This is a genomic window from Marinomonas sp. BSi20584 (assembly GCF_002792415.1).
In the GTDB taxonomy this organism is placed as follows: domain Bacteria; phylum Pseudomonadota; class Gammaproteobacteria; order Pseudomonadales; family Marinomonadaceae; genus Marinomonas; species Marinomonas polaris.
The window spans coordinates 218,918-243,327 of record NZ_KZ454869.1 but is presented as its reverse complement, the minus strand read 5'-3'; the positions used below and the strand labels follow the sequence as shown (position 1 = coordinate 243,327).

Genomic DNA, 24,410 nt, shown 5'->3' with positions numbered 1-24,410 from the left:
GTGAGAGTAGGTCGTTATCAAGATTTAATTAGAGAAACCCTATCTTGCTAAGCAGGGTAGGGTTTTTTCGTTATAGGGAATCACCATCGCCGATGGTAGTGTGGGGCTTTCTATAACAGACAAGCATGTGAGAGTAGGTCGTTATCAAGATTTAATTAAGAAGGCCCTGATAGTTAATGCTGTCAGGGCTTTTTTTCGTCTTTAGAAAAGTCATAAAATAACAATGGGGTAGTAAACCTCAATGAAAATGGGAATAAACTAAAATTTCTTGATGATCATAGGGGCATTGAACCACCAGACTCAACCTCGAACTCAGAGGTGACTCTTTACACGCTACAGGCGCCCGCCATCTCCTACGGTAGTCCCGCAAGGAGATAAAAAGTCACCAAGATTTAATTATTAGATAGCCAATAGGGCATATCTAACGATGCTAGAAAGCTTTCTGCATCTGACCCCTGTAAGAGGGCTAGTGTAGATATAATTCCTGCATTGATACAGGTAGGGGCTGCTACCGTCACACTTCTAGGTGCGTCTATCATAGCCAATCCGGTGATCGGGTTTAAAACGTGAGAATAGCGAATACCGTCTTTGAGCAGAAAGCGTCGGCTATCACCTGATGTGGCAAGGGCTCCTGATGAGAGGGCGACAATGTGTTTTGCTTTTTCTTGATCGTTAATCGATTCGATACCTACCTTCCAGCTTTCGCCGTTTAATCTTCTACCATTGCAGGCAAGATCGCCGCCACAATTGATTAGAAAGGCTGCGGATGTTTTTGATAAAATTATTCGACAGATACTAAGCATTTTATCAACAGCATATTCTTTCCCAATACCTCCAAAATCTAGCTCCATGCCTGAAGGGAGCTTTAATTCTGTTGGGTTATTTGGGCTCCAACTTAACTTTGCCCAACCAACGTTGGTTAATAGTTCATTAATTACGCTTTGTTGAGGTAGGTTGTCGCTACCATCAAATTTCCAAGCTTTTCTTAGAATACCGGATGTTATGTCAAATAGCCCTTCTGACGCGTGGTAAGCGTGATTAGCGAAAACCATTAATTGAGCGGTTTCTTGGTCCAATATTTGAGTTATGTCTGTTTTTGAATGTATTTTGGAAAATGTATTGTTTGCTTGATAACGGCTAAATTTGTGTTCAATTCGCCATGCTTCGATAATGGCTTTTTTCGCGGCGTTCTTAGCGAGCTGTGTTTGTTCACATTCAATCAGTATTGCACAGTTGCTTGCCATGCATTCGAATTGGATTTTATAGCTGTGTTTATTTTCTTGCCACAAGCTAGGATTCGGATGATTCGATGGGTTAAACGATGAATCTATAATTAATGCTTCAATAAACTTCATGGCGTCCCTGTAGATGAAAATCCTCTACTGCTGAGAGTAGAGGATTTATGATTCTAAAACTTATATCCTACGATCAACATAGCTGCGTCTAAACTTGGATAAAGTTCCTGAGATGTCAACTTTCCATAGCCTTTATCACCAGAGCTTTCTTGATGATAAACAGAGAATCGAGTGTAGAACTCGGTTTCATCAGCAAATTTATAACCGTATTTTAATCCAAGGGTATAGGTATCTAGATCCCCTAAACGGTAATCTGCACTGGCAAAATCAGCATTTGTATAATCACTAGAGTTTAAATATCGATGATAAAAGTCTGCTTTGCTTTGAGTGTACCAACGAAGTTGTGGTTCTAAGTACTGGTTATCAAAACGAATGCGATATTTTGCGTCGATAGTATGTGAGTTAATGCCCCAATCATCAAACATATAACGATAACTTATATCGAGTATATCGTCGTTATCAAATTGATATTTTGTTTGCCAATAAATGCTCTGTTTTAGGCGTGAATCAGGACGCTTTTCATAAAGGTATAAGTCTCGGCTACCACTTTGAAAATTGCCACCGAAATTAGCGCCGACATTATCATCTATGACAGAAATGATCTTATACGGATCTGTTAAGTAACCAGAGCTGGTACTCAACGAATAGTTGAACTGCATGATGGTTTTGCGGTTGATGATTTGTGTGATGCCAAAAACTGCATCTACAAGGCTTTTATTATCTGAATCTGTGCGTTGAGTAAACTCACTATCAGAGTTATTGAGCGGCACTTGAACTAAACCTGTGGGCACGCCACCTTCTGGATTAACTGTGTCACTAGATAGGTTTAAGCCCAAAGTAAGGGTTGTGTTCTTTTGGTTTAAATAACGTGATAGGCTGCCATTTACGCCAAGAGACTGGTAATCATGCTCTTTAGAAAGGTAACCACCAACACCATATGCCCAATCACGGTCTATTGGTGCAGACCAGTTGGTTGATAATGCAATGCGGGTATCTTTAAACGTATCGTCTAGAGGTTGTTCACCAGCTGCGGCGTCATAGGAACCTTTACCTGAAGGACTGGTAAATGTCTGAACATGGTCACTTGGCGTTGCGCCATTTGGAGATGCACCGGTTAAAGTGTCGGCTGCAATTTTAAAAGTGAGTTTCGTTTCCTCGTCATAATTCTTGGTAGCACTAATGACTGGCTCAGCGGCAGAAACTCGTCCGTCGCTTTCTGAGTAGAGTAAGAAAGCAGAGTCTACATCCCAGCTATCAGCGGCATTAACACTTGGAGAGATACCACCAATAAGTGCGCAGCTTGCAGCCGTTAATAATTGGGCCAAGTCACGATTTTTATGAGTGTTCTTAGTTACAGCCACAGCCACCACCTCCAAATCCTTGTCCACCACTGCTGGCTTCTTTGCTGAAATAAATGTGATCATTTAAACTGTTTTCAATAGGGTCACTAATTAGGTTCATTTCCTGCTGGGCGAGAATATCTCGCTCCCAAGGTTTAACCCCTACATCACTGCATCCTGAAAGAATTATTGGCACGGCGAGCAAGCCAATAACACTGATTATTTTTTGCATAGGTTATTTCCCTTTTTCGGCTAATAGCTTGGCAATAGCAGATTCATATTCATTTATATTTTTCTGATGAAAACCAACATGCGTTGCTCTTATTTTTCCCTGACGATCAATTAAAAAACTCGTTGGCATGCCAATAACACCAAAGTCTTCGGGTAATTGCGCTTCAGTATCAAATAACACAGTAAAACCAGGTTTGAATTCTTTTAAGAAGTCTAATGCTTGTTCATTTTCTTGATCTAAATTTATCGCGATAACTTTAAGGCCCTGCTCTTTGTATTTTGCTTGAATGCTTGTCATCCAAGGAAACGACTCACGGCAAGGTCCACACCAGGAAGCCCAAAAATCCACGAGTACGACTTGTCCCTTTTCCATCTCTAGTGAATTTTTTTGGTTTGTTTGATATTCAGGTAGCATCACTGTTTGGTGTGGTGCTGCTTTTGCTGTGGCTTGTGGTGTTAAATTGGTTGCCCATAATGCTGAAGAAAAAAATGCGCAGCTAATAAATAGGCTAGATAGCGCTGTTAGAGAAAATCCCAGATCTACTTTGATCATGTATGCCACCTAATAAGAAATATGCCTTAATAATACGATGACATTCTTAAGGGAAAATTAAGCTTCAAAATCAGGAAGCGTAAGTTTTACTTAAGGTTTCTTATTTATAGTGGGTAAACCTCTGTAAATTAAGGAACATCAAGTGACGACTTCTTTCAGGCCTTTTAGGCAAATAAAATGGCTGGTAGCGTCGATGCTTGCTTTTTTGTTGGTATCGCAAGTGCTTGCTGCTGATGACTTTTTGAAGCCCTCGGAAGCATTTCAAGTAGAAATTGATAGCGCTAAGAAAGAGGTAACTTGGACTATTGCTGATGGTTACTACTTGTACGAGTCGCGCGTAAAAGTATTGTTGGCAGAAGATAAAACAGCATCGGTACCTTTTCATTTTTTAACCAAAGCTGAAGAAAAGGATGATCCTAATTTTGGTTTGGTTAATGTCTTTCATAACAGAATGGCGATTGCTATTGATGCTAATAATCAAAAGTTGGGTAATCTAAAAGTTACATATCAAGGCTGTGCGGCGGCGGGCTTGTGTTATCCACCACAAACTAAGATTGTGGCTTTTGGCGGCAGTGATAAAGCCGATGATACTAAGCAATTATCTGTTTCTGAGCCTTCCAAATCCGCCGGTGATACGGTGCAAGCTCTTCCTAAAGCATCTATTGAAGGTGAAGAAGGTCAGTTAGCTAAGTTGTTATTAAATGGTGATCGCTTCTGGGTGTTGATTACCTTTTTTGTTTTAGGTTTAGGTTTGACTTTTACGCCTTGTGTATTGCCGATGATTCCAATATTAGCTGGTATTATTGCTGGTCAAGCTGGAAATATTACAGCTAAAAAAGGCTTTTTCTTATCACTTTCGTATGTCTTGGGTATGTCTTTTTCTTATAGTATGGCGGGAGTTTTAGTTGGTATTTTTGGTGCACAACTTAATCTTCAAGCTTTGTTTCAAGCTCCCGGTGTATTAATTAGTTTTAGCGTGCTGTTTGTTCTTTTGTCTTTGGCGATGTTTGGCTTCTATGAATTACAGTTGCCTATGTTTCTGCGTGACAGGTTAGATAGGTTAAGCCAGAAAAGTGTCGGTGGACCATATCTTGGTGTTGGAATTATGGGAGCTATCTCTGCACTAATTGTTTCGCCTTGCGTCTCTGCGCCGTTAGCTGGTGCCCTAATTTATATCAGTACAACTGGTGATGCTGTTCTTGGTGGCTGTGTGTTGTTTGTTATGAGTTTAGGGATGGGGGTTCCTTTGTTGTTAGTCGGCTTAGGTGGAGGTAAATATCTTCCAAAAGCGGGCATATGGATGATGCAGGTAAAGGCCGCATTCGGAGTAATTTTGTTGGGTGTTGCTGTTGCTTTGGTGTCTCGTATTGTATCTGACACTGTGAGTATTTATTTGTGGTCATTGCTTTGTATTATTTATGCTGTGCATCTATCTCCTTTTCAATCGGGTGGTAACGGGTGGGGAAAGACTCGACAAGGTTTTTCAATAATTCTCTTGATCTATGGGACTGCATTATTTACCTCTGCATTAGCGGGCAAACCTAGTTTAGACAAACCGTTAGGGTATTTTTCTGCAGTATCGAATGACGTGAGCTCTGCTGAGGTAAAGCCTTTGTTTGATCGCATGCAAGATGTTGTTCTTGTTGAAAATGCGATGCAACAGGCCAAAGCTAATGGAAAGGCAGTGGTTTTAGATATGTACGCTGACTGGTGTACAGCTTGCTTGGAAATGGAAAAAAATGTCTTTAGTAGCAGTAATCTAAAAATATATTCAAATAACATTTCATTTCTGCAGCTTGATCTCACTGAAAATATGCCCGCTCAACAAGCATTTTTATCAAAATATGGCGTATTTGGTCCGCCAACTCTGTTATTCTTTTCTTCTCATGGTGATTTGATCAACGTTCGCCAAGGTGAAATGGATTTAGCGCAATTTAATAGCATGCTGCAATCAACCTTGGCGAACTTATGAAAGAAGGAATAGGTTTGCGAATACTAGTTGTAGAGGATGATCTTTCGTTAGCGGATGGTCTTGTAACTGCCTTAAAACGTGAAGGTTACACAGTTGATTTGCTTCATGATGGAATCCATGCTTTGGAAGCATTAGCTAATGAAGTGTTTGACTTGGTTGTATTGGATTTAGGTTTACCAAGGTTAGATGGCTTGGCTGTGCTTAAGCAACTACGAGCCAATGAAAATGCAGTGCCGGTACTTATTCTTACGGCAAGGGATGCATTGGAGGATAGGGTTGCTGGTTTGGATTTAGGTGCCGATGATTATTTGGTGAAACCTTTTGATGTAACCGAATTGAAAGCGAGAGCTCGGGCTTTATTGCGCCGCAGTTACGGTCGAGCAATCAGTGAGATTCACTATAAAGGCCTTGTGCTATTTCCAGCGAGCCACAAAGTGACCTATCAAGACAAAGACGTTAATCTTACTCGAAGGGAATACTCTTTGCTGCATGAGCTGGTGAGCCAACCTGGCCATGTTTTTACTCGAGATGTTTTACAGCAACTGATGTATGGGTGGGGTGATGATGTAGAAAGTAATGCGCTTGAAGTGCATATACATCATCTGCGAAAAAAACTGTTTCCAGAGTTAATTCGCACCATACGAGGTATTGGCTATGTGGTCGATCAAGAAGTGGGCTAATGAAAAACTATTAAGCTCAATTAGGCGAAGAACCCTGTTTTTTGTCATGTGTATTTTTACCATGACAAGCATCCTTATCATGGTAATTGGTTTGCTGTTTGCTAATCATGAGGTCGAAGAGTTATTTGATGCTCGTTTAGCTCAACAAGCTAGATTACTACTAACCTTGTCCGAGAATATTGAAAAGCTTGGTTCGAGTAAAAACCCTTCATTCCCTTTATTAGTTGATGCAGCAAATACTGATGCATCCGTTGGACATAAATACGAAAGTAAAATTTTTTATCAGATTTGGAGTGGTGATGAATTAAAAATTGCGTCTGATTCAATGACGCTATCTCATCAGAGAGAAGATTCGTTTGGTTATGGCGATGCAACAGCTGATCATTACCAATGGCGAACTTTTACCTTAATCCAAACAGCTGGAAATATTAAAGTCATCGTTGCGGAGCGTGCTGATGTAAGAGGTGAAATTTCAGATCAAATAGTCTTTCAAACTCTTTTTCCTGAAATATTAGCCTGGCCTATTCTAGCTGTTCTCGTTTGGGTGGCTGTTGGTTTTGGTCTTGAGCCACTTCAGCAGCTTGCTCAGCGTATTCAAAAGATTACTCCTACCAAATTAGAACCTATTGAAATGTCTTATGTTCCAGAAGAATTGGTGCCCGTGAAAACGGCCTTGAACGGATTGCTTATTGAAATTGATGTATTGATGGAAAGGGAAAAGCGTTGGATAGCAGATGCAGCTCATGAATTAAGAACTCCTTTAAGCATTCTCCGAGTTCATGCTGAAAATGCAGCATCCGCTGAAAATGATCAAGAGAGAAATCAATCCTTAACTCAGTTAACATCAGGGGTTGATCGGTCAACTCGAATTGTGTCTCAGTTGCTTGCGCTTGCTCGTCTTGAACACCAGAAAAAAGTCACTAAAGAAGACGTTGATGTGCTGGCAATTAGTCGCTCAATGATTGCTGATATTCTTCCTTTAGCTTGGAAGAGAAATGTTGAAATTAGCCTGGATGTTGATGATAGTTTGCCTTGGAGTTGTTATGTCGAACCTAATCATGTTGAGATATTGCTGCAAAATCTAATTAGCAATGCGATTAAGTTTTCTCCTCAGGGTTCTATTATACAAGTGGTTTGGTCCCAGTTTGCAAATCAAGTTGAATTAAAAGTAATCGATGCAGGCAGAGGCGTTAGCAAAGAAGAAAAGCAAAGACTCAGCGAGCGATTTTTTCGTTCTGGAGAAGTCGAAGGGGCAGGCCTTGGACTTTCTATTGTTAAGAATATTGTCGATAAATATCAAGGAGTGCTTTCCTTTGAGGATTCACTTCCTCACGGTTTGACAGTGCGGGTTGCATTGCCCATTCTAGCGATAAAATAAGTTTCTCTTCCTAAAAAGAACGTTTAGATAAGCTATTACGTTTTGAGTAAATACCAGACATTGTCTGGTATTTTTTTGCCTACGTTTTGGCTTTAAGTTTTAGTCATGTTCATTTTTTCGGCATTTATTTTTTACTTAAGCATTCCTTTGTGACTTGGATTAGTTAGCTAAATATAATGTTTATCATAAGTGATCTAATGGTTACACATCTAAATAGTTCTTGATCATTTGGTTCGTTTTATTTAGTGTAAAGAGACTTATTGCTATTTTTTATCCATTTTTCTAAGGAACATGAGGTTTATTATGAAAAAATCACTAGGTAAATATCTTATATCTCTAATGAGTTTTACTATTGCTCTTTTCTCTGTATCAGTGGCAGCAACCACATTAGATAAGATAAAAGATGAGGGCACAGTGACTATAGGTGTCGCTAATGAAGTACCGTATGGCTATACCACACCAGATGGAGAGCCTGCTGGTGAAGCGCCTAGTATTGCAGTCAAAGTTTTGAACGATTTGGGCGTAGACAATGTAAAAGTTGTCGTGACGGAATTTGGCTCTTTGATTCCTGGTTTGCGTGCAGGGCGTTTTGATGTGATTGCAGCTGGTATGTACATTACCCCAAAACGTTGTAAACAAATTCTATTCTCTAATCCTACCTACAGTATCGGTGAGGGCTTTTTGGTTCAGAATGGGAATCCGAAAGAGTTAAATGGTTACGATAGTATTGATAGTAAAGCTGTTAAGTTAGGCGTGATGTCTGGTTCTGTAGAATACGGTTATGCTCGTGATTACGGTATCGATTTAAGTAAAGTCGTCACTCTTCCAGATTATCCATCTGGTGTTGCCGCTCTTAAATCTGGTCATATTGATGCTCTAGCTGGTACTAGCTTGACGATGGCATCTTTGGCTCAGAAAGATGATCGTGTTGAGTTAGCTCAACCTTTTACACCTCTTATGATTAAGGGTAAATCAGTTAAAGGTTACGGTGGCTTCGGTTTCCGTCCAGCGGATACGGCTTTGCGTGACGCCTTTAACACAGAATTAAAAGGCTTCATCGATACGAAAGAACACATTGCAATGGTAGAGCCTTATGGTTTTGGTAAGCATACCTCTCCTGGTGGCATGACTGCTGCGAAACTGTGTAAATAACACTGGGGAATTAGACTCATGGAATTTGGAGAAATTGTCTCCGTATTACTCCAGGGGGCCGTTGTCACAATACAAATTGTGGCAATGGCATTGCCTCTCGCCGTATTAATGGCCTTCAGCTTTGGATTGATTCGCCTTTACGCTCCAGCCCCCTTCAAACAAATTGCAATTGTTTATATTGAGTTCTTTCGAGGAACGTCAGCACTTATACAGTTGTATTGGATCTATTTCGTACTGCCATTTTTCGGAATTACCATTGATGCCATGACGGCGGCAGTTGTTGCTTTGGGACTAAATATCGGTTCGTATGGAACGGAAGTGGTACGTGGTGCTATTCAATCGGTACCGAAAGGACAATACGAAGCGTCAATTGCATTGAACTTCACTTCTTCACAACGATTGTGGCGAATTATCATGCCGCAAGCATTAGTTAATATGATCCCACCTTTTGGTAATTTGGCCATTGAGTTAGTCAAAGCAACGTCATTGGTTTCTTTGATAACGATAGGTGATTTGACCTTTAAAGCCAAAATGCTAGCCGATACCACCTTACAGGTTGGTGAGATCTTTGGCGTTGTGTTGTTATTTTATTTTGTTATGGCTCAATTCTTAGTCTTTTTTATTAGACGTTTAGAAACACACCTTAGTAAAGGTTTAGGTCGTGGAGGGCTTCATTCATGAATGGATTTCATTGGGACTGGGCGTTTACATGGGAAGTGCTTCCCATGATTTTGTCCGCAGCAAAAGTGACCTTACTGGCGACCTTACTAGGTAGTATTTTTGCCATTGTGATGGGGCTGGTATTTGCCTTGCTGCGTCGCAGTAAAAGTCGAACGCTGCGCATATCTACATATTGGATTGTTGAGTTTATTCGTAGCACGCCTTTGCTGGTACAGATCTTCTTTCTATATTACGTGATGCCAGAATTTGGGATCAGTATGTCGCCACTCGCTACGGGGGTATTTGCCTTAGGACTTCACTATGGCGCGTATTTATCAGAAGTATTCCGTAGTGGTATCGATGGCATTGAGAAAGGCCAATGGGAAGCAGCAAGAGCACTGAATTTAACAATAATTGATACTTACAAAGACATCGTGCTTCCTCAGGCCATTCGTCCAATGATTCCTGCGACCGGTAATTACATCATTGCCATGTTTAAGGAAACACCTCAGCTTTCTGCGATTACGTTATTGGAAATGTTGCAAATGGCGAAGATTATTGGCTCTGAAAACTTCCGTTATCTAGAACCCTTTACCTTAGTTGGGATTTTGTATCTCGTGTTTAGTCTTTTAGCTGCCTACGGTATTCATCAGGTTGAAAGACGCTTTCCAAAAGAAGGATTTAGTTTGAAATGAGTGCACCCATTATTGAATTCAAAAATGTGAAAAAGTGCTTTGGTGAAACTGTCATTTTTAGTGATTTTAACTTTAAAGTAGAAGAAAACGAGATAGTTTCAATCATCGGACCAAGTGGCTCAGGTAAAAGTACCTTGTTACGTATCTTAATGACATTAGAAGGCATCGATGGTGGTTATATAAATGTTGCAGGTGAATCGCTTTGGCATATGCCTTGGCAGGGACAATATGTTCCTGCGAACAGCAAGCACTTGCATAAGATGCGAAATCATCTTGGTATGGTTTTTCAGCATTTTAATTTGTTTCCTCATATGACCGTGAAGCGCAACATTACAGAAGCGCCAATGCGCGTAAAAGGTGTTTCAAGAGCCGAAGCTGAGGAGTTCGCAGAAAAATTGCTGCAATTAGTTGGTTTGGCCGATAAAGCGGATAGTTACCCAAATGATTTATCTGGTGGTCAGAAACAGCGAGTGGGTATTGCGCGAGCGCTTGCGATGAAACCATCTATTTTATTGCTGGATGAGATTACTTCGGCTTTGGATCCAGAATTAGTTGATGAAGTATTGGACGTTATTCGTAATCTAGTAAAAGAAGAAAGTTTTACTATGTTGCTGGTGACTCATGAAATGTATTTTGCTCGTGAGATTAGTGATCGAGTGTGCTTTTTTGATAAAGGCGCCATAGTGGAAGAGGGTGAGCCAGAGGCTATTTTTACTCAGCCAAAGGAAGAGCGCACAAAGGCTTTCCTAAACGCTTATATTGGTCAGTGATTTTTATAACTGCTTAACTAGTTAATATTTATAAGGCGCCATACGGCGCCTTATTTTTTAGTCGTGACAAGTTACCTAGTCTACAAGGATAATGACAATATATTTTATGGAGTATTGTGCAAATGGCGCCTTTGTATAGCGTAATTTTTTTAACTTTAGCTGCTGGCTTAGCAATGCCATTGGGCGCCTTAATTGCCAATTTTGAACGTATAAAACCAGAATGGTTGGAAACTGAGCTCATGCATGGCATTACTGCATTTGGTGGTGGTGCTTTATTATCCGCTATTGCCTTAGTTTTAGTGCCTGAAGGTGTTCAGCATTTTGTGCCATGGTCTGCTGCGTTGTTGTTTCTATTAGGTGGCGTGGGCTTTATGTTGCTTGATATTTGGTTATCCAAACAAGAAACTTCAATGAGTCAACTGGTGGCAATGTTGGCCGATTTTATTCCTGAATCTTTAGCCTTGGGCGCTGCATTCGCTTTAGGTACTATTAATGGTGTATTGCTTGCAGCACTTATTGCCATGCAAAACCTTCCTGAAGGCTTTAATGCTTTTCGAGAGCTGAAATCGTCATCCCATTACAGTGCATTCACAATTATTTCGTGCTTTGCTTTACTGGCATTATCAGGTCCAGTAGCGGGTGCTATAGCTCATATTTGGCTCGCAGAATGGCCTGCCGTGGTATCAGGGATAATGCTGTTTGCGTCAGGTGGTATCTTATATGCCGTGTTTCAAGATATTGCTCCTCAGGTTGCCTTGGATAAACACTGGCTGCCGCCGATGGGAGCAGTCATGGGGTTTGCACTTGGTCTGATTGGCTATATGTTGGTTCATTAATAAAAATGTATACAAAAATAGTTTTTATGAAATATAGTGAGTACTCTTTTTAAGCCATACAGGTAGTAGGGTTGTGCTCAGAATATTAAATGATGTTAGTTTGAGTGCACTTGTCGCAGGTTTTGTGGCAGTGCTAATTGGTTTTGCGAGCTCCGTTGCAATTGTCTTTCAGGCGGCTCAAGCCGCTGGTGCGGACTCTAATACCATTGTGTCTTGGATTATGGCACTGGGATTTGGTATGGGAGCTACCTGCTTTTTCCTTTCTTTATGGTATCGATCTCCTGTTATTACGGCATGGTCAACGCCTGGTGCGGCATTGTTAGCAACCAGCTTAGGAACAATAAGTTATGCCGAAGCGATTGGTGTGTTCGTTTTTGCAGGCATATTAACTCTTGTAACGGGCATATCTGGCTTATTCGATAAGGTCATGCGTTTGGTTCCGTTGCCTTTAGCTTGTGCCATGTTAGCTGGTGTACTTTTCAAGTTTGGCCTTTCTATATTTGACTCCATGATGAGTGATGTTTTCCTCGTAGGGATTATGCTGATTACTTATTTGGTGAGTAAACGTCTTGTACCTCGCTATTCTGTGTTGTTTGTATTGGTCTCAGGTGTTGCGTTTGTGCTTGCGAAATCAGACGCTCAACTTATGTCTACTATCCCTTTTGCTCTTGGCTCTCTGGTATGGGTTTGGCCTGAATGGAATATCGGTGCACTAATCGGTATTGGCATTCCTTTATACATTGTAACTATGACATCTCAGAATATTCCTGGCGTTGCCGTGATGCGTAGCAGTGGTTATCAAACACCTGTTTCTCCTTTAATTAGCTGGACAGGGTTTACCTCTATTCTTCTGGCGCCATTAGGCGGTTTTGCTTTTAACCTAGCAGCCATCACGGCTGCAATTTGTTCTGGTGATGAATGTCACAAAGATCCTAAGCGACGTTATATTGCGGGCCTATCAGCCGGTGTTTTTTATTGGCTTGCTGGTTTAGCGGGTACCTCAGTAGTTGCCCTGTTTTCGATTTTTCCTGCAACCATGATTGCTGCTTTAGCGGGTATAGCCTTGTTAGGAACCATAGGAATGAATTTAAAAAATGCGATGGCAGATGACTCTAATCGAGAAGCGGCGTTAGTTACCTTTTTAGTCACTGTTTCAGGTGTTTCGTTTGGTGGTATCGCATCGGCTTTTTGGGGGATTTTATTCGGTGTGATTTGTTTGCTGATATCTAATATTAGGCTCAAATAAAAGGTTCTTTTAATGGATGTTAGTCAAAGTATCAAAGAAGATATCTTGAAAAATCAGCTGCCGAGGGGGGTCCCTCTTCGGCAAGCGATCCTTTCAACTCGATATGGTGTCAGTAGAATTCCTATTAGGGATGCGTTGCTATCATTAAAGTCCGAAGGTTGGCTTGTTCCAAATGGGAAAGCAGGTGTGATGATTCCTGATTTGAATTGGACGGAAGCGGAAGATCTTTATTTGATGCGAGCTGAACTGGAATGTTTGTTGTTTAGTATGGCATTTGATTATATCAGTGAGGAAGACCTAATAAAGGCGAGGCATTTCTTAACGGAATTAAATAAAGAAAATTTAACTCTGGTCTATAAAGGAGAGCTTAATTGGTTATTCCACCACACTCTGTATAGAGCTGCTGAGCGACCGACATTACAGCGCGTGGTTGAAGGCCTTAATAAACAAGCTGTGCGTTATCTTGGCTTTCAGTACGGTCCATTGGGATATAAGGTAAGAAGTCAGAATCAGCATGAAGAGCTACTTTTACTTATTGAATCAAATGATAAAAATGCTGCGCTCATTTTTCTGAGGCAGCACATAGAAAATGCAGGAATCTTGTTAACTGAGTTTCTGAAAAAACTTAACACATGACTGGGTCAATAAGGTGTTAAAACTCTTCATCAGCAGGCTGAGGTAAATACACAGTTAAACTAGCACCACCTAGGTTTAGAGATGATTCTTTTTTTATGAAGCCTCGAACATCATTCACAACATGAGCTGTGGCTGATAATTCGGCGAAATATAAGCCTAAGCCAGTATTACCTTCAAGAAACTCTTCAGGCTGTTCATCAGTATCAGTCTGTTTGAAGCCTTCACCATCATCTTCAATTGCTATGATGAGAAAATCATTTTCCTTTTTTGCACTAATTAGAATTTTTGATTTTGCAAACCGCAGAGCGTTGTAAACTGCAGTACTGACCACTGCAGTCATTAGACGTTCGTCAAAAATACTAGTTAGATTTGCATCGCAGCTGTACTCTAGCTCTAAACTTTTTGCAATGGCGGAAGGCTGTAGAGCAAAAACTTGGTCATCCAAAAACTCATCAAGTAAAAAAGTATCTACATGTAGGTCATAGCCGTCAGATGCTAGTCTATACAAGTATAAATACTCAACCCATTCATCATTAAGTTTTTTAAGGGACTCTTCAATTAGGATAATTTTTTTTTGATTCGAATCCTTGCTCCCCATTGCGTCTTTAAGGCTTTGCAATTGGTATAGTAAAGTTCCTACCTGATTTTTACTTTCATGAATCGCACTGGCTAAAATAGTGCTGATATCGATTTTTTTCATCTCTAGCTTCCAAAAGATTTTGCGTAGGCGGAACTTTGCTGTTGGGTTGGAGCGATTGCGCTTCCGGATTTTACTTCACTAAGCCAAGCTTCAAAAATTTGTTTGGCAGTTGATATATCATTATCTGCTAAATAAATGTCTATTTCGTAGCTATAGGCTTTTGCTTTATTGTTTGGGTCATCAAAAAAAGATTCGTGTACTTTTTTAAGCGTGCTATTGAAGTTATCTTTTTGACGCGGTAACAGAGGGCCACTGTCCGATATTCTAGCAAGAGACTCTAAATGTTTTAAATAAACATCAGCTGTGTTGTAGCAGGAGTATTTAGCTAAAAATACAGCTCTTCTAAATGACATTTCTGCAGTCGTACTGTCGCTTAGAGATAGGCTTATATTTCCTAGCTCCATTTGACGCAAGATATTCTTAGGCGATCGACCGATAGCTTCAATTAATGTTGCTTGTGCTTCTTCATGCTTTCCTTGAATGACTTGGATTTTAGCAAGCCAATCGTAGGCACTAACAAAAAAGCGATTATCAAGCATCAGTTGTCTAAAGTTTTGTTCTGCTTTGTCTAGCTCTCCCATCAAAAAATAGGACTTTGCTTTGCCAAATAATGCCCAAGGCATTTTTCTGCTTTTTAGGGTTTTATTGAATAGTGATAGCGCTTTTTTGTATTCTTTAATTTCTAATAGGCTCTCGCCTATTATTCTTTCACATTTACCTATTAGAGACGGGTATTTTGTCATCACTTGTTTAGCTGCAGTAATGGCTTCTTCAAAATTGTTTGCGTCAAGCGCGACGTTTACCTTATATAGCCTTTCTTTTGTTTCTAATAGTTTGCTGAGCCGTCTTTGCAAAACAGCCTGAGAAAAGGGCTTTGTAATGTAGCCATCTGGTTGATATTCAATAGCACCCATTACCATTTCAATGGATGTTTCCGCTGTTACCATCAAATAAGTAGCGGTATTTGGAATGAGTTTAGAATGTCTTACTTCTTCTAATAATTGCTGTCCATCCTTGCCATTTCCGAGATTGTAATCGGACAAAATGACATCAAAGGATTTGTTTCTTAGGAGTTCAATGGCAGTTTCAGCTTTCATAGCAATGTCGATAGACGTAAAACCAAAATCAGTCAGCATTTTTCGCTGCATAATTCTTGCTTCGGCCATATCCTCTATGAGAAGCGCTTTTTTCTTTGAAAAGTCTTGTTGTGCCATAAATAATTACATTCCGTGTCTAGCAATTATAAAAAGGATTTATTTGGATCAATAACGAGATCTTCTGAAAAAATTTCGTCCTCTTCAGAGGTTTGCTGTGGAATAGCGTAGGATTCACTTGCCCATGCTCCCAAGTCAATCAGCTTGCATCTAGGGCTGCAAAAAGGTCGGTCTGGATTTTCTTTGGACCAAGGCGATTTCTTTTGGCAGGTAGGGCAGGCAACCAAGGCTGCAGTATTACTATTTAACATGATTGTGACTCTAAAATTTTTTTGTGTAATTTTAAGACTTTAGCATTCATTTCAGCAATATTACCAGAGTTTTCCAAGACGAGATCAGCTCTCTCAATACGTTCGCTATTGCTTAATTGCGCTGCCATGATTTTTTCTGCGCTTTCTCTACTTATATTGTCTCTGCTCATGACCCGTTGAAGTTGTACATTTTCAGGTACATCGATTGCTATGACTAATTTACATACTGCATCTTGTTTTGTTTCAAATAGAAGTGGGTGAACAAGCAAGGCGTACGATGAGGTAATTGCATGAAGCCGCGTTGATATCTCTTCTCGAATTGCTGGGTGTGTTAGTGCTTCAAGCCAGATTCTTTCTTCGGGGTTATCAAAAATAATATCACGCAGCGATTTACGATTTAAAGTGCCGTCGTTTAATAATATGTTGTCACCGTAGCGCTGATGGATATTATTTAAACAATTTGAACCCGGTTCAACAACAATTCTTGCGACGTCATCAGCATCAACGCTTTGAATGCCTATCTCATTGAAATATTTTGTTATTGTGCTTTTACCGGAGCCTATGCCGCCAGCAAGACCGATTATAGTAGGGGTATGGGTTGTCATAGGCTAAAAATAAAACACCAACATGGCTGAAAATATTAAAAATGGACCAAATGCCATGTATTTAGCTCCATTTCTATTGGTCAATACAGTGTATAGGATTCCGCTTAAACTTGCACAAAGTAACAAGGGTGTTAAGCCTGAAAGTCCTAACCATGCACCGAGCGCTGCAATAATTTTAGCATCACCTAATCCTATACCTTCTTGACCTCTGAATGTTAAATAAAACCAGCGCAGTGTATAGACAATTCCATAGCCAATTATCATACCTAAGACGCTGGTTTCTAAGGTGTTGTTCGATAGATTAAATAGCAGCGCACAAGCTAGGGCAATGGTACTGCATTCATCCGGTATTAATTGATATTCTAGGTCAATTACTGCGGCTGTTATTAAAGCGCTAATCAAAAGTGCATGTAGTACAAGTTGATATGCATCGCTAAATATCCAGGGCAAGGGGAGGCAGAAAACAAGATGAAGAAATTCAACTGAGGGATAGCGATATGAAATGGCGGCTTTGCAATAACGGCATTTTCCTTTGAGCAGTAAGTAACTAAATAGAGGAATAAGATCTTGCCACATTAGTGGATGATGACATTGAAAACAATGAGAGCGCTTATCACTTATTTTATCTGGCGGCAGTTTGTTAAACGGGAGTAAAAGTAATGAATGTGCTTCTTTTTCCCATAAATAAATATTATTAATCGGCCACCTAGCTGTAAATGCTGCAGCATAACTGCCCATGCTCAAGACAACTAATACATATAAAAACCAGTTTATTGCTATCAGATTCATTTATGACATCTCAATAAGCGGTGCGTATAAAGCGATCAGTGCCGAGGCGACAAACCCTCCAGCGATCAAGAGGCAAACTACGGGAATCAATTTTTCAAGCAGGGATATGTTTTTTTGCCAACGTTTTTCGTGCTCTTTTGCAGCAAGAATAAGTGCTCTCTCTATGTCACCATCTTGTTCTGCTGAATGAAGCGCAATAGACGATTCATTAGGAAACCAATGAGTAGGAAAGCTGGTTGCATAATTTTTACCGAGACGAAGAGTGTAATAGACTTGGTAAATCTCTTCTTTTATGAGCGTATATTGGAAGTACTCGGGCATGCTCCTCAAGGCCTGTTGCAAGGTTAAGCCGGTTTTTCTTGTTGTGCTTAATAACGAAAAGAGTTTAGTTAGCCGAAAGTTGCCACTGTATTTTTCAAGCCAGTAACAAGCGTGACCTTGATATAGGCTCCGTATGATGATGAATTGAATGGCACTACAGACGAGATAAATGCTCACATTATTGGCTAACTCAAAAAAATAACTTTCTCCCATTTTTTGCTGCATTGCTCTATTCGCGATAAGAATAATCAGAGCAATCTGAATAATACTAAAGGGATAAATAATGGATTTTAATAAGCGTTGGGACCAATCGAGTAAGGATTTAAGCTGGATAATTGACACGGCGATGCTTTTTTCACAGTCTTCTCTTGAGCCTTGTGAATTAAGGAGTTGGCAGTATGGTATAGCGGACGTTTGCGTCAGTTTGCTTAATGCTTCGTTGAAAACCGTACCGTTTTCTAGCTCGCTTAATATAGCTTTACTGATATTTGCGATTTTTGGGTGAGTAGCCGAAAGAGCAAAATGGGAAATTGCTTGATTTAATTGAAGCCCAGAGTGTAGAGCGCTCTGTATCTCTTCATAAAAAATTTGCAGTGACTTGTAATCTAGCTTTTTAGGGGTCCACTCTGAGATTGATATTTGCCAGCATCCTCGGTTTATATAATCAAAGACAACATTGTTTTCGGATAATTCGTGTCGGTAATCAATCTTTCCATTTAGGTGCTGAATTTTATACCAAGGCATTTTGCACCTCACTGTTCTGAAAGGGAAAAGCTTCCCATAGGGATGGGGATGAAATAAGTGTGTCATAATCTTTCGGTAGCAATTCATTCCATAGTGGTCGTAAAGCGTTGAACATTGGTTGTTGTGAAGACGCTTTGTAGAGCATAGATTGATGGATGATAAGTTTTAATGAACTCACCAAAGAGAAAAAATCTACTTGCCAACCATGGCAGCGGTGCACGGCGTCGAGTGCAGAGTTTGTATGCAATGTAGCTAGCACGAGGTGTCCGGTCAATGCCGCATTTACTGCAAGATTGGCAGTAACGGCATCGCGCACTTCTCCGACCATAATCACATCTGGATCTTGTCTTAGGAAGGATTTCAAAAGAGCTGCAGAGTCCAAGCCAATGGCTGGATTGGGTTCACATTGAAACAAGCCTTGAATTTCGTATTCGACAGGGTCTTCTATCGTAAAAATAGTCTTCTTTCCTGTGTTTAAAGTATCAAGGCACGAATAGAGAGTCGTGCTTTTACCTGCACCTGTTGCCCCACAGACCAAAATTAAACCACTAGAGCTATTTAAGATTGTGCTCAGGGCAGTAAACAAAGATCGCTGTATGCCGATATTTTCAAGCTCTAAACGGTTTTTTTCAGGGAGTAGGCGCAAAGCTACTTTTTCGCCTTTAACCGTGGCAATAATACTGACCCGAATAAAAGTGCTTCGACTTCTTTCCTCAAAAAGAAATTGACCTTCTTGTGTTCGCCTTGTTTCTGACAAGTCTAAATTAGCGCGCATTTTTATGCGGTTAATTAAGCTTGTTCCTTGAGCTAAATTAGCTACTTTATGAAGTGATCCATAACAGCGTTGATAAATTTGAATGCCAAGATTTAAGTGTTCTATGTGAATATCGGTTGCATGATTACTCACAGCGTTAGATATTATTTCTTCTAAAGTCATTTGTCTGCTCCAGCCACACTGTCACATTGAAGCGGAAGGATGTTACTTTCTAAGTCTGAGAGGCATTTCCAATTCCTATCGGCATCGCGAGAGTATCTTAGATATTGGTTTTCAGTAATGCCGGTGCTGTCATTTAGTGTGAGAACAATATTCCCCATACCTTTGTTTTGGCTGTCTACAGAAATAGATTTGGTAATTGAGCCTTCTGCTAGGGATTGTTTTATGAGATTAAACTCTGCTTCGCTAGGAAAGGACCCATGTAAAAGAATGAATTCTTCAACCAGAGATTGATGTTGGGTAGCGAGGTTTTGTACTTCTATTAGTTTTGCTTTAGCAATTTGACGGGTAAATGTGGGGGCTGAAAGGCTTGCTATTATAGAAATAATGGCAATAACAACCATTAATTCTAATAACGTAAAACCACGTGTGGATAGACGAGAAAGTAACATTCTTCACTCCTTGAAGATTCTGTAATCATTGGCATCCTGCCGAAAAACTTAACTCATTAAGTTTTTATAGACTAAACAATTTGATCGAGAAAGTCTCCCGTTGGTGTTTTTTCTTGATAGCTATTGGTTTTACTCTCTTTAGTTGATGCGTGAATGGTTGGTTCAATATCATCTTCGATGAACTCTTCTTCTAGTTCCAACAAGATATCATTGTTTTTTCTAGCTTCGATTTCTTCGAGTTTTTTTCTATTTCGCTGGGATAATGCTTGGCCTTGCTCTGAAATAGTGACAACAAGATCACTCGAAGCCTTGGCGTTTCGAGCGTTAAGCGCTGCCATATTAGTGTCTTCATCAGAGCGTAAGTCAAATGTTGTGTAGCCAGGAGTGGTCATACTTGTGAAGGTATGATTTGAAAGCGCTATAGAATGAGGAAGGCTACCAGACATGTTGATCACCCACGTAATGTTTATCTACAAATACTAATTGGCAATATGAAATATGTCCACTTTCTAATCAAATTCAGTTGGGAAACTTCTTATCTTTATTAATTAACTCGTCTTCACTCATTAGAAAGCAAAGACGAGTTAAGGGATAAATTAGCTGGTAGATTATTCGCCTTTAAGCTTGCCCGCCTGAATAGCGGTAATAGCAATGGTGTAGACGATATCGTCGACCAACGCACCACGAGACAAGTCGTTAACAGGTTTACGAATGCCTTGCAGCATAGGTCCGATGCTAACTACATCGGCACTTCGTTGAACGGCTTTATAGGTGGTGTTGCCAGTATTTAAATCTGGGAAAATAAATACAGTGGCTTTACCAGCTACTTTGCTGTTTGGCGCTTTTTGCTTGGCTACTTTTTCCATGATTGCAGCGTCGTATTGTAGTGGTCCATCAATTAACAGATCAGGCCGAAGTCTTTGCGCAATCGCGGTAGCTTCTCTGACTTTATCAACATCGTTACCTGTACCAGAACCACCAGTGCTGTAGCTAATCATGGCGACTTTTGGGGTAATGCCAAATGCTGCAGCAGAATCAGCACTTTGAATGGCAATTTCTGCGAGTTGCTCAGCCGTTGGGTCTGGGTTTATAGCGCAGTCACCATAGACCAATACTTGATCCGGCAAACACATGAAGAAAATCGACGAGACAAGATTTGAATTAGGTGATGTCTTTATTAATTGCAGGGCAGGGCGAATGGTGTTGGCAGTAGTGTGCACAGCACCTGAAACCAAACCATCAACATCGCCAACTTGCAGCATCATGGTACCCAATACAACATTATCTTCAAGCTGTTCACGAGCAACAATATCAGTAAGTCCTCGACTTTTTCTCAACTCAACCATCGGTGCTACGTAGCGTTCACGAATGCTGTTCGGATCGAGTATTTCAACACCATGACTTAATTCAATACCGTTGTTTTGAGCAATACGGAGAATCTCGGTTTCGTTACCTAATAATGTACAGCGAGCAATGCCACGCTCCGCACATATAGACGCCGCTTGAATGGTGCGAATCTCTTCACCCTCTGGAAGAATGATGCGTTTATTCAAGGAGCGAGCGAGCTCAATCAAACGGAATCGAAACGCTGGAGGAGATAGTTTTCTTTCTTCTTGGTTCAAGGCAAAAGAGTTGATCCAATCGTGATCTATACAACGAGCAATATGCTCTTTAACCATTAAGACTCGCTCTTTATCATCAAGTGGAATCTCTTGGTTAAAAGATTGCATATTAATAACGGTTTCCCAGCTGTTAGATTCAACAGAGAGGATTGGCAATCCTTTTGCCATGGCTTTACCACAAAGCGCCATCAGTGCTTCACTTGGCTGATAACCACCAGTAACCACTAGTGCTGCAATTTTAATATCATTAAGCGCTGCAATAGCTGTCGCCATGATGATGTCAGTACGATCACCGGGAGTGAATACTAAAACACCTGGTCGTAATGCTTCTAGCATATTTTCCACGCCGCGAGCACATAGTGTGTAAGATTGTACTCGCCGAGATTCGATTTCACCCGCATTGATAATACGAGCACCAAGAAAGTCAGCTACATCTTTAACACGAGGATAGGTCAGTTCGTCCGCTTTCGGTATTTGACCTAGCAGACTAAAGTTGCGTTTGAAAATTCCTCTTTGGGCAAACAAATCGCCGTAGGATTTAACGCCCAATGACCCTGGTGTGGTTTTATTTAAAATACAACCAATAACATCGTTGGCCTTTATGCCACCGTAAGAGCCTGCGGCAATCTCAACATGATGTTCAAGTTCGTTAACTCTCATGTTGTTTGGCGCAGTGACTAAAACTAAGCCAGCGTCTAGTGTTCTAGCAATGGCTTTATTTAGCCTTGTTGCATATGGGTGTCCGGCGATCTGCGCAAGACCTTCTACAATAACCGTTGAATCTGGTTCAACACTTGCTTGAAAACGGCCAACAATTTCTTCCATGAGTTCGTCGATATTATCGTTGTACAAATAACGTTCAGCTTCATGAAGCGGAATTGGCTCAGCAGGTGTTAGTGTTGAACCTTGCGCAACCATAGCCGTTGATTTGTCTGGTCCTTTATCTCCTGGTTGAGGCTGGGCGATAGGCTTGAAGAAACTGGCTTTTAATCCCTGCTGTTCAAGTGCGCGGACAAGACCTACAGAGACGGATGTTAGGCCGACACCTGGGCCCGTAGGAACGGTCATGAGTACATTTATTGACATATCTGATGAATCCTAAATTAGTCCATTATGGTTAGCATAGTTTCGATCAATGCTGAATTAAGCTTATAGTATCTAGTGCGATCATTAGCTCTTCGTTAGTAGGTATAATCCATACATTCGTATTGCTGCTATCAGAGCTAATATTTATCGTTTCGCCACGAGGTGCATTTTCATTTAATGTTGAGTTTATACCGATATTCAGTGCTTTCAAATGATTGCAAATGACTTGGCGTAAATAGCTTGAATTCTCACCGATACCACCAGTAAAGACCAAATGATCAATACTTTCTAAAGTTGTTGCCACACTTGCTAAATGTTTGGCAGTGCGGGCTGCGAACATGTCTAAAGCCAGTTTAGCTCTAGGGTCACCAGATTCCATTGCTTCTTCTAATGTTCGACAGTCATTAGAAATTTCTGATACACCAAGTAGACCACTTTTTTTGTTTAGAATATCAAGCGCTGCGTCAGCGGATATATTTTCAGCTTGGCTAATAAAAGACAGCAGGCTTGGGTCGAGGCTTCCTGAGCGAGTGCCCATCATTAAGCCTTCTAATGGCGTGATGCCCATGCTGGTATCAGATGATAGACCTTTGTTTATTGCGCAAGTACTGGCTCCATTGCCCAGGTGAGCAACAAGTACGCCTTGTTGATCACTGCCTTTCGCAATTTGCGCTAACCGCTGACTAATATAGCGATAGCTAGTGCCATGGAAGCCATACTTGCGAAAATGATGTTCTCGATAAAAATGCATTGGAATAGGGTACAGGTATTGTTCTGGTGCCAGAGTTTGATGAAATGCAGTATCAAAAACAGCTACTTGAGGCAGTCCTGGGAAAAGCTCAAAAGCCACTTCCATCCCTTTTGCGTGAGCAGGGTTATGTAGTGGCGCAAATTGGGCGCACTCTTTAATACTATCTATGACATTTTGATTGATTAGTGCAGATTCACTAAAATTTTCACCGCCGTGTACAACACGATGACCTATGCCTGCTAATGAGCTTTCAATGATAGGGTGATTGCTAAGCCAATCTTTTATGTGAGCTACAGCATTTTTATGGCTGCCATCTTCTAGTTGAATAACATTTTTCTGCCCTTCAAACTTAAAGGTGATGCTACTCTCGTCCGAACCTAATCTTTCTGCGATACCTTCGACTAGAGTTTTTTGTCCAGCATTGGCAAGAATGGCAAATTTTAAAGAAGAGCTGCCGCAGTTGATGACTAAAATACTATCTTTCATAGTTATTCCTGAGATACGCGCAAAGACAGGTCTATTGCTTGGATGTGTTTTGTTAGGGCTCCAATGGATACAAAATCAACGCCTGTTTCAGCTACCTTTAATAGACGATCTTTGTCCATGTTTCCTGATGCTTCAAATTTAACTTGACCTTTGAAGTCTGAAACCGCTTTGCTCATATCTTCATACGAAAAATTATCTAGCATAATGATATCTGCGCCAGCAGCGACTGCCATGGCAACTTCTTCTAAATTTTCTGTTTCTACTTCAATGGTTTTACCTGGCGCGATTTTTTGTGCCATGCTGACAGCGTTGGCAATTGATCCTGCGGCCATGATGTGATTTTCTTTTATCAAAAATGCATCATATAACCCCATTCGGTGATTTTTCCCACCGCCAACAGTTACCGCATACTTCTGTGCTCGGCGCATGCCTGGTAGTGTTTTTCGTGTATCCAAAATGGTTAATTGCGTGCTTGATACGATTTCACTGTATTGGCGAGTCACCGTAGCAGTATAAGAAAGTGTTTGTAAAAAATTTAGAGCAGTGCGTTCACCCGTTAGGATTGTTCTTGCATGACCTTTAATAGTCAAAAAAGGTTTGTTGCTTTCCAGCGTATCGCCTTCATTATTATGCCAAGTGAGAGTAGTTATGTTTCCTAATTGAGCAAATACTTCGTTTACCCAAGCTTGACCGCATAGGACAGCAGGTTCTCGACTGATAACCGTTGCTGTAATTTCTTGATCGTCAGGGATAAGTTGAGCTGTTATGTCCCCGGAGCCTATGTCTTCTTTTAATGCAAACGTAACTTGCGATTGGATGTGCTCGGATAATAGAGCGTTCAGAAGGGTCATGTACTATCCTAATTTTGCCAAGTAAATAAAGAGTATTGTAGCGTTATATTGGTAATGCGTCAGTGTTGATTTTTTTATATTCATTGATTTGCATGGTCTT

Annotated in this window: 26 protein-coding genes; 10 read left to right on the top strand and 16 right to left on the bottom strand. The window is 40.6% G+C overall.

From position 1 onward, the window contains the following. Positions 1 to 392 precede the first annotated feature (392 nt). From TY87_RS02785 to TY87_RS02770, 4 genes are read right to left on the bottom strand one after another with little or no spacing between them, the layout of a single operon-like run. Positions 393 to 1,355 carry an FAD:protein FMN transferase gene (locus tag TY87_RS02785; protein WP_100185908.1) on the bottom strand — a complete coding sequence of 321 codons (963 nt, stop codon included), beginning with the start codon at positions 1,353 to 1,355 and terminating at the stop codon, positions 393 to 395. Positions 1,356 to 1,408: 53 nt separating this feature from the next. Further along, on the bottom strand, positions 1,409 to 2,716 hold the full coding sequence (locus tag TY87_RS02780; protein ID WP_232617048.1) for a DUF3570 domain-containing protein: 1,308 nt from the start codon (positions 2,714 to 2,716) through the stop codon (positions 1,409 to 1,411). Further along, complete coding sequence (locus tag TY87_RS02775; protein ID WP_072841769.1) at positions 2,703 to 2,927, bottom strand: DUF4266 domain-containing protein; 225 nt, start codon at positions 2,925 to 2,927, stop codon at positions 2,703 to 2,705. The genes TY87_RS02780 and TY87_RS02775 overlap by 14 nt, the downstream gene beginning before the upstream one ends. 3 nt (positions 2,928 to 2,930) lie before the next feature. Further along, positions 2,931 to 3,479, bottom strand: a complete 549-nt coding sequence (locus TY87_RS02770) for a TlpA disulfide reductase family protein (protein ID WP_100185906.1) — start codon at positions 3,477 to 3,479, stop codon at positions 2,931 to 2,933. A 142-nt stretch (positions 3,480 to 3,621) separates the two neighbouring features. Between TY87_RS02770 and dsbD the strand changes: the two genes are divergently transcribed. The 10 genes from dsbD to TY87_RS02720 all read left to right on the top strand — a co-directional run bounded on the left by dsbD (position 3,622) and on the right by TY87_RS02720 (position 13,504). Continuing rightward, on the top strand, positions 3,622 to 5,451 hold the full coding sequence (gene dsbD, locus TY87_RS02765; protein ID WP_100185905.1) for a protein-disulfide reductase DsbD: 1,830 nt from the start codon (positions 3,622 to 3,624) through the stop codon (positions 5,449 to 5,451). A gap of 14 nt (positions 5,452 to 5,465) precedes the next feature. After that, entirely contained in the window at positions 5,466 to 6,131 is a 666-nt protein-coding gene (locus TY87_RS02760) for a response regulator (RefSeq protein WP_048814316.1), read from the top strand. Positions 6,132 to 6,192: 61 nt separating this feature from the next. Further along, positions 6,193 to 7,509 carry an ATP-binding protein gene (locus TY87_RS02755; protein ID WP_198432018.1) on the top strand — a complete coding sequence of 439 codons (1,317 nt, stop codon included), beginning with the start codon at positions 6,193 to 6,195 and terminating at the stop codon, positions 7,507 to 7,509. Positions 7,510 to 7,812: 303 nt separating this feature from the next. After that, positions 7,813 to 8,661 carry an ectoine/hydroxyectoine ABC transporter substrate-binding protein EhuB gene (gene ehuB, locus TY87_RS02750; RefSeq protein ID WP_100185903.1) on the top strand — a complete coding sequence of 283 codons (849 nt, stop codon included), beginning with the start codon at positions 7,813 to 7,815 and terminating at the stop codon, positions 8,659 to 8,661. An 18-nt stretch (positions 8,662 to 8,679) separates the two neighbouring features. Continuing rightward, positions 8,680 to 9,342: an ectoine/hydroxyectoine ABC transporter permease subunit EhuC gene (ehuC, locus tag TY87_RS02745; RefSeq protein WP_072841760.1), complete on the top strand. Its 663-nt coding sequence runs from the start codon at positions 8,680 to 8,682 to the stop codon at positions 9,340 to 9,342. Beyond that, on the top strand, positions 9,339 to 10,016 hold the full coding sequence (ehuD, locus tag TY87_RS02740) for an ectoine/hydroxyectoine ABC transporter permease subunit EhuD (protein ID WP_100185902.1): 678 nt from the start codon (positions 9,339 to 9,341) through the stop codon (positions 10,014 to 10,016). The genes ehuC and ehuD overlap by 4 nt, the downstream gene beginning before the upstream one ends. Further along, on the top strand, positions 10,013 to 10,786 hold the full coding sequence (ehuA, locus tag TY87_RS02735; RefSeq protein WP_100185901.1) for an ectoine/hydroxyectoine ABC transporter ATP-binding protein EhuA: 774 nt from the start codon (positions 10,013 to 10,015) through the stop codon (positions 10,784 to 10,786). Before ehuD ends, ehuA begins: the two co-directional genes overlap by 4 nt. 122 nt (positions 10,787 to 10,908) lie before the next feature. Beyond that, positions 10,909 to 11,622: a ZIP family metal transporter gene (locus TY87_RS02730; protein WP_100185900.1), complete on the top strand. Its 714-nt coding sequence runs from the start codon at positions 10,909 to 10,911 to the stop codon at positions 11,620 to 11,622. Positions 11,623 to 11,695: 73 nt separating this feature from the next. Continuing rightward, positions 11,696 to 12,868, top strand: a complete 1,173-nt coding sequence (locus TY87_RS02725) for a benzoate/H(+) symporter BenE family transporter (protein ID WP_100185899.1) — start codon at positions 11,696 to 11,698, stop codon at positions 12,866 to 12,868. A gap of 12 nt (positions 12,869 to 12,880) precedes the next feature. Continuing rightward, on the top strand, positions 12,881 to 13,504 hold the full coding sequence (locus tag TY87_RS02720; protein ID WP_100185898.1) for a GntR family transcriptional regulator: 624 nt from the start codon (positions 12,881 to 12,883) through the stop codon (positions 13,502 to 13,504). A gap of 16 nt (positions 13,505 to 13,520) precedes the next feature. On the opposite strand, the gene TY87_RS02715 is transcribed toward TY87_RS02720, so the two are convergent. The 12 genes from TY87_RS02715 to nadC form a co-directional block, all read right to left on the bottom strand. Next, entirely contained in the window at positions 13,521 to 14,204 is a 684-nt protein-coding gene (locus TY87_RS02715; protein ID WP_100185897.1) for a sensor histidine kinase, read from the bottom strand. Positions 14,205 to 14,206: 2 nt separating this feature from the next. Beyond that, positions 14,207 to 15,418, bottom strand: coding sequence for a tetratricopeptide repeat-containing response regulator (locus TY87_RS02710; protein ID WP_072841746.1), 1,212 nt, complete (start codon positions 15,416 to 15,418; stop codon positions 14,207 to 14,209). 26 nt (positions 15,419 to 15,444) lie between these two features. After that, entirely contained in the window at positions 15,445 to 15,669 is a 225-nt protein-coding gene (locus TY87_RS02705; RefSeq protein WP_072841744.1) for a DNA gyrase inhibitor YacG, read from the bottom strand. Continuing rightward, entirely contained in the window at positions 15,663 to 16,274 is a 612-nt protein-coding gene (gene coaE / locus TY87_RS02700; protein WP_072841742.1) for a dephospho-CoA kinase, read from the bottom strand. Before coaE ends, TY87_RS02705 begins: the two co-directional genes overlap by 7 nt. Positions 16,275 to 16,277: 3 nt before the next feature. After that, entirely contained in the window at positions 16,278 to 17,063 is a 786-nt protein-coding gene (locus TY87_RS02695; protein ID WP_100185896.1) for a prepilin peptidase, read from the bottom strand. Beyond that, positions 17,064 to 18,128, bottom strand: a complete 1,065-nt coding sequence (locus TY87_RS02690) for a type II secretion system F family protein (protein WP_100185895.1) — start codon at positions 18,126 to 18,128, stop codon at positions 17,064 to 17,066. Next, on the bottom strand, positions 18,115 to 19,065 hold the full coding sequence (locus tag TY87_RS02685) for a GspE/PulE family protein (RefSeq protein WP_100185894.1): 951 nt from the start codon (positions 19,063 to 19,065) through the stop codon (positions 18,115 to 18,117). Before TY87_RS02685 ends, TY87_RS02690 begins: the two co-directional genes overlap by 14 nt. Beyond that, the gene (locus TY87_RS02680; RefSeq protein ID WP_100185893.1) at positions 19,062 to 19,514 is read right to left on the bottom strand and encodes a pilin; all 453 of its coding nucleotides are present in this window, start codon (positions 19,512 to 19,514) and stop codon (positions 19,062 to 19,064) included. The genes TY87_RS02685 and TY87_RS02680 overlap by 4 nt, the downstream gene beginning before the upstream one ends. Before the next feature lie 71 nt (positions 19,515 to 19,585). Further along, positions 19,586 to 19,960 carry a hypothetical protein gene (locus tag TY87_RS02675; protein WP_072841732.1) on the bottom strand — a complete coding sequence of 125 codons (375 nt, stop codon included), beginning with the start codon at positions 19,958 to 19,960 and terminating at the stop codon, positions 19,586 to 19,588. A gap of 162 nt (positions 19,961 to 20,122) precedes the next feature. Then, positions 20,123 to 22,222, bottom strand: coding sequence for a phosphate acetyltransferase (pta, locus tag TY87_RS02670; protein WP_072841731.1), 2,100 nt, complete (start codon positions 22,220 to 22,222; stop codon positions 20,123 to 20,125). A 46-nt stretch (positions 22,223 to 22,268) separates the two neighbouring features. Continuing rightward, complete coding sequence (locus tag TY87_RS02665) at positions 22,269 to 23,459, bottom strand: acetate/propionate family kinase (RefSeq protein ID WP_100185892.1); 1,191 nt, start codon at positions 23,457 to 23,459, stop codon at positions 22,269 to 22,271. 2 nt (positions 23,460 to 23,461) lie between these two features. Beyond that, positions 23,462 to 24,310 carry a carboxylating nicotinate-nucleotide diphosphorylase gene (gene nadC, locus TY87_RS02660; RefSeq protein ID WP_100185891.1) on the bottom strand — a complete coding sequence of 283 codons (849 nt, stop codon included), beginning with the start codon at positions 24,308 to 24,310 and terminating at the stop codon, positions 23,462 to 23,464. Between the last annotated feature and the right edge of the window lie 100 nt (positions 24,311 to 24,410).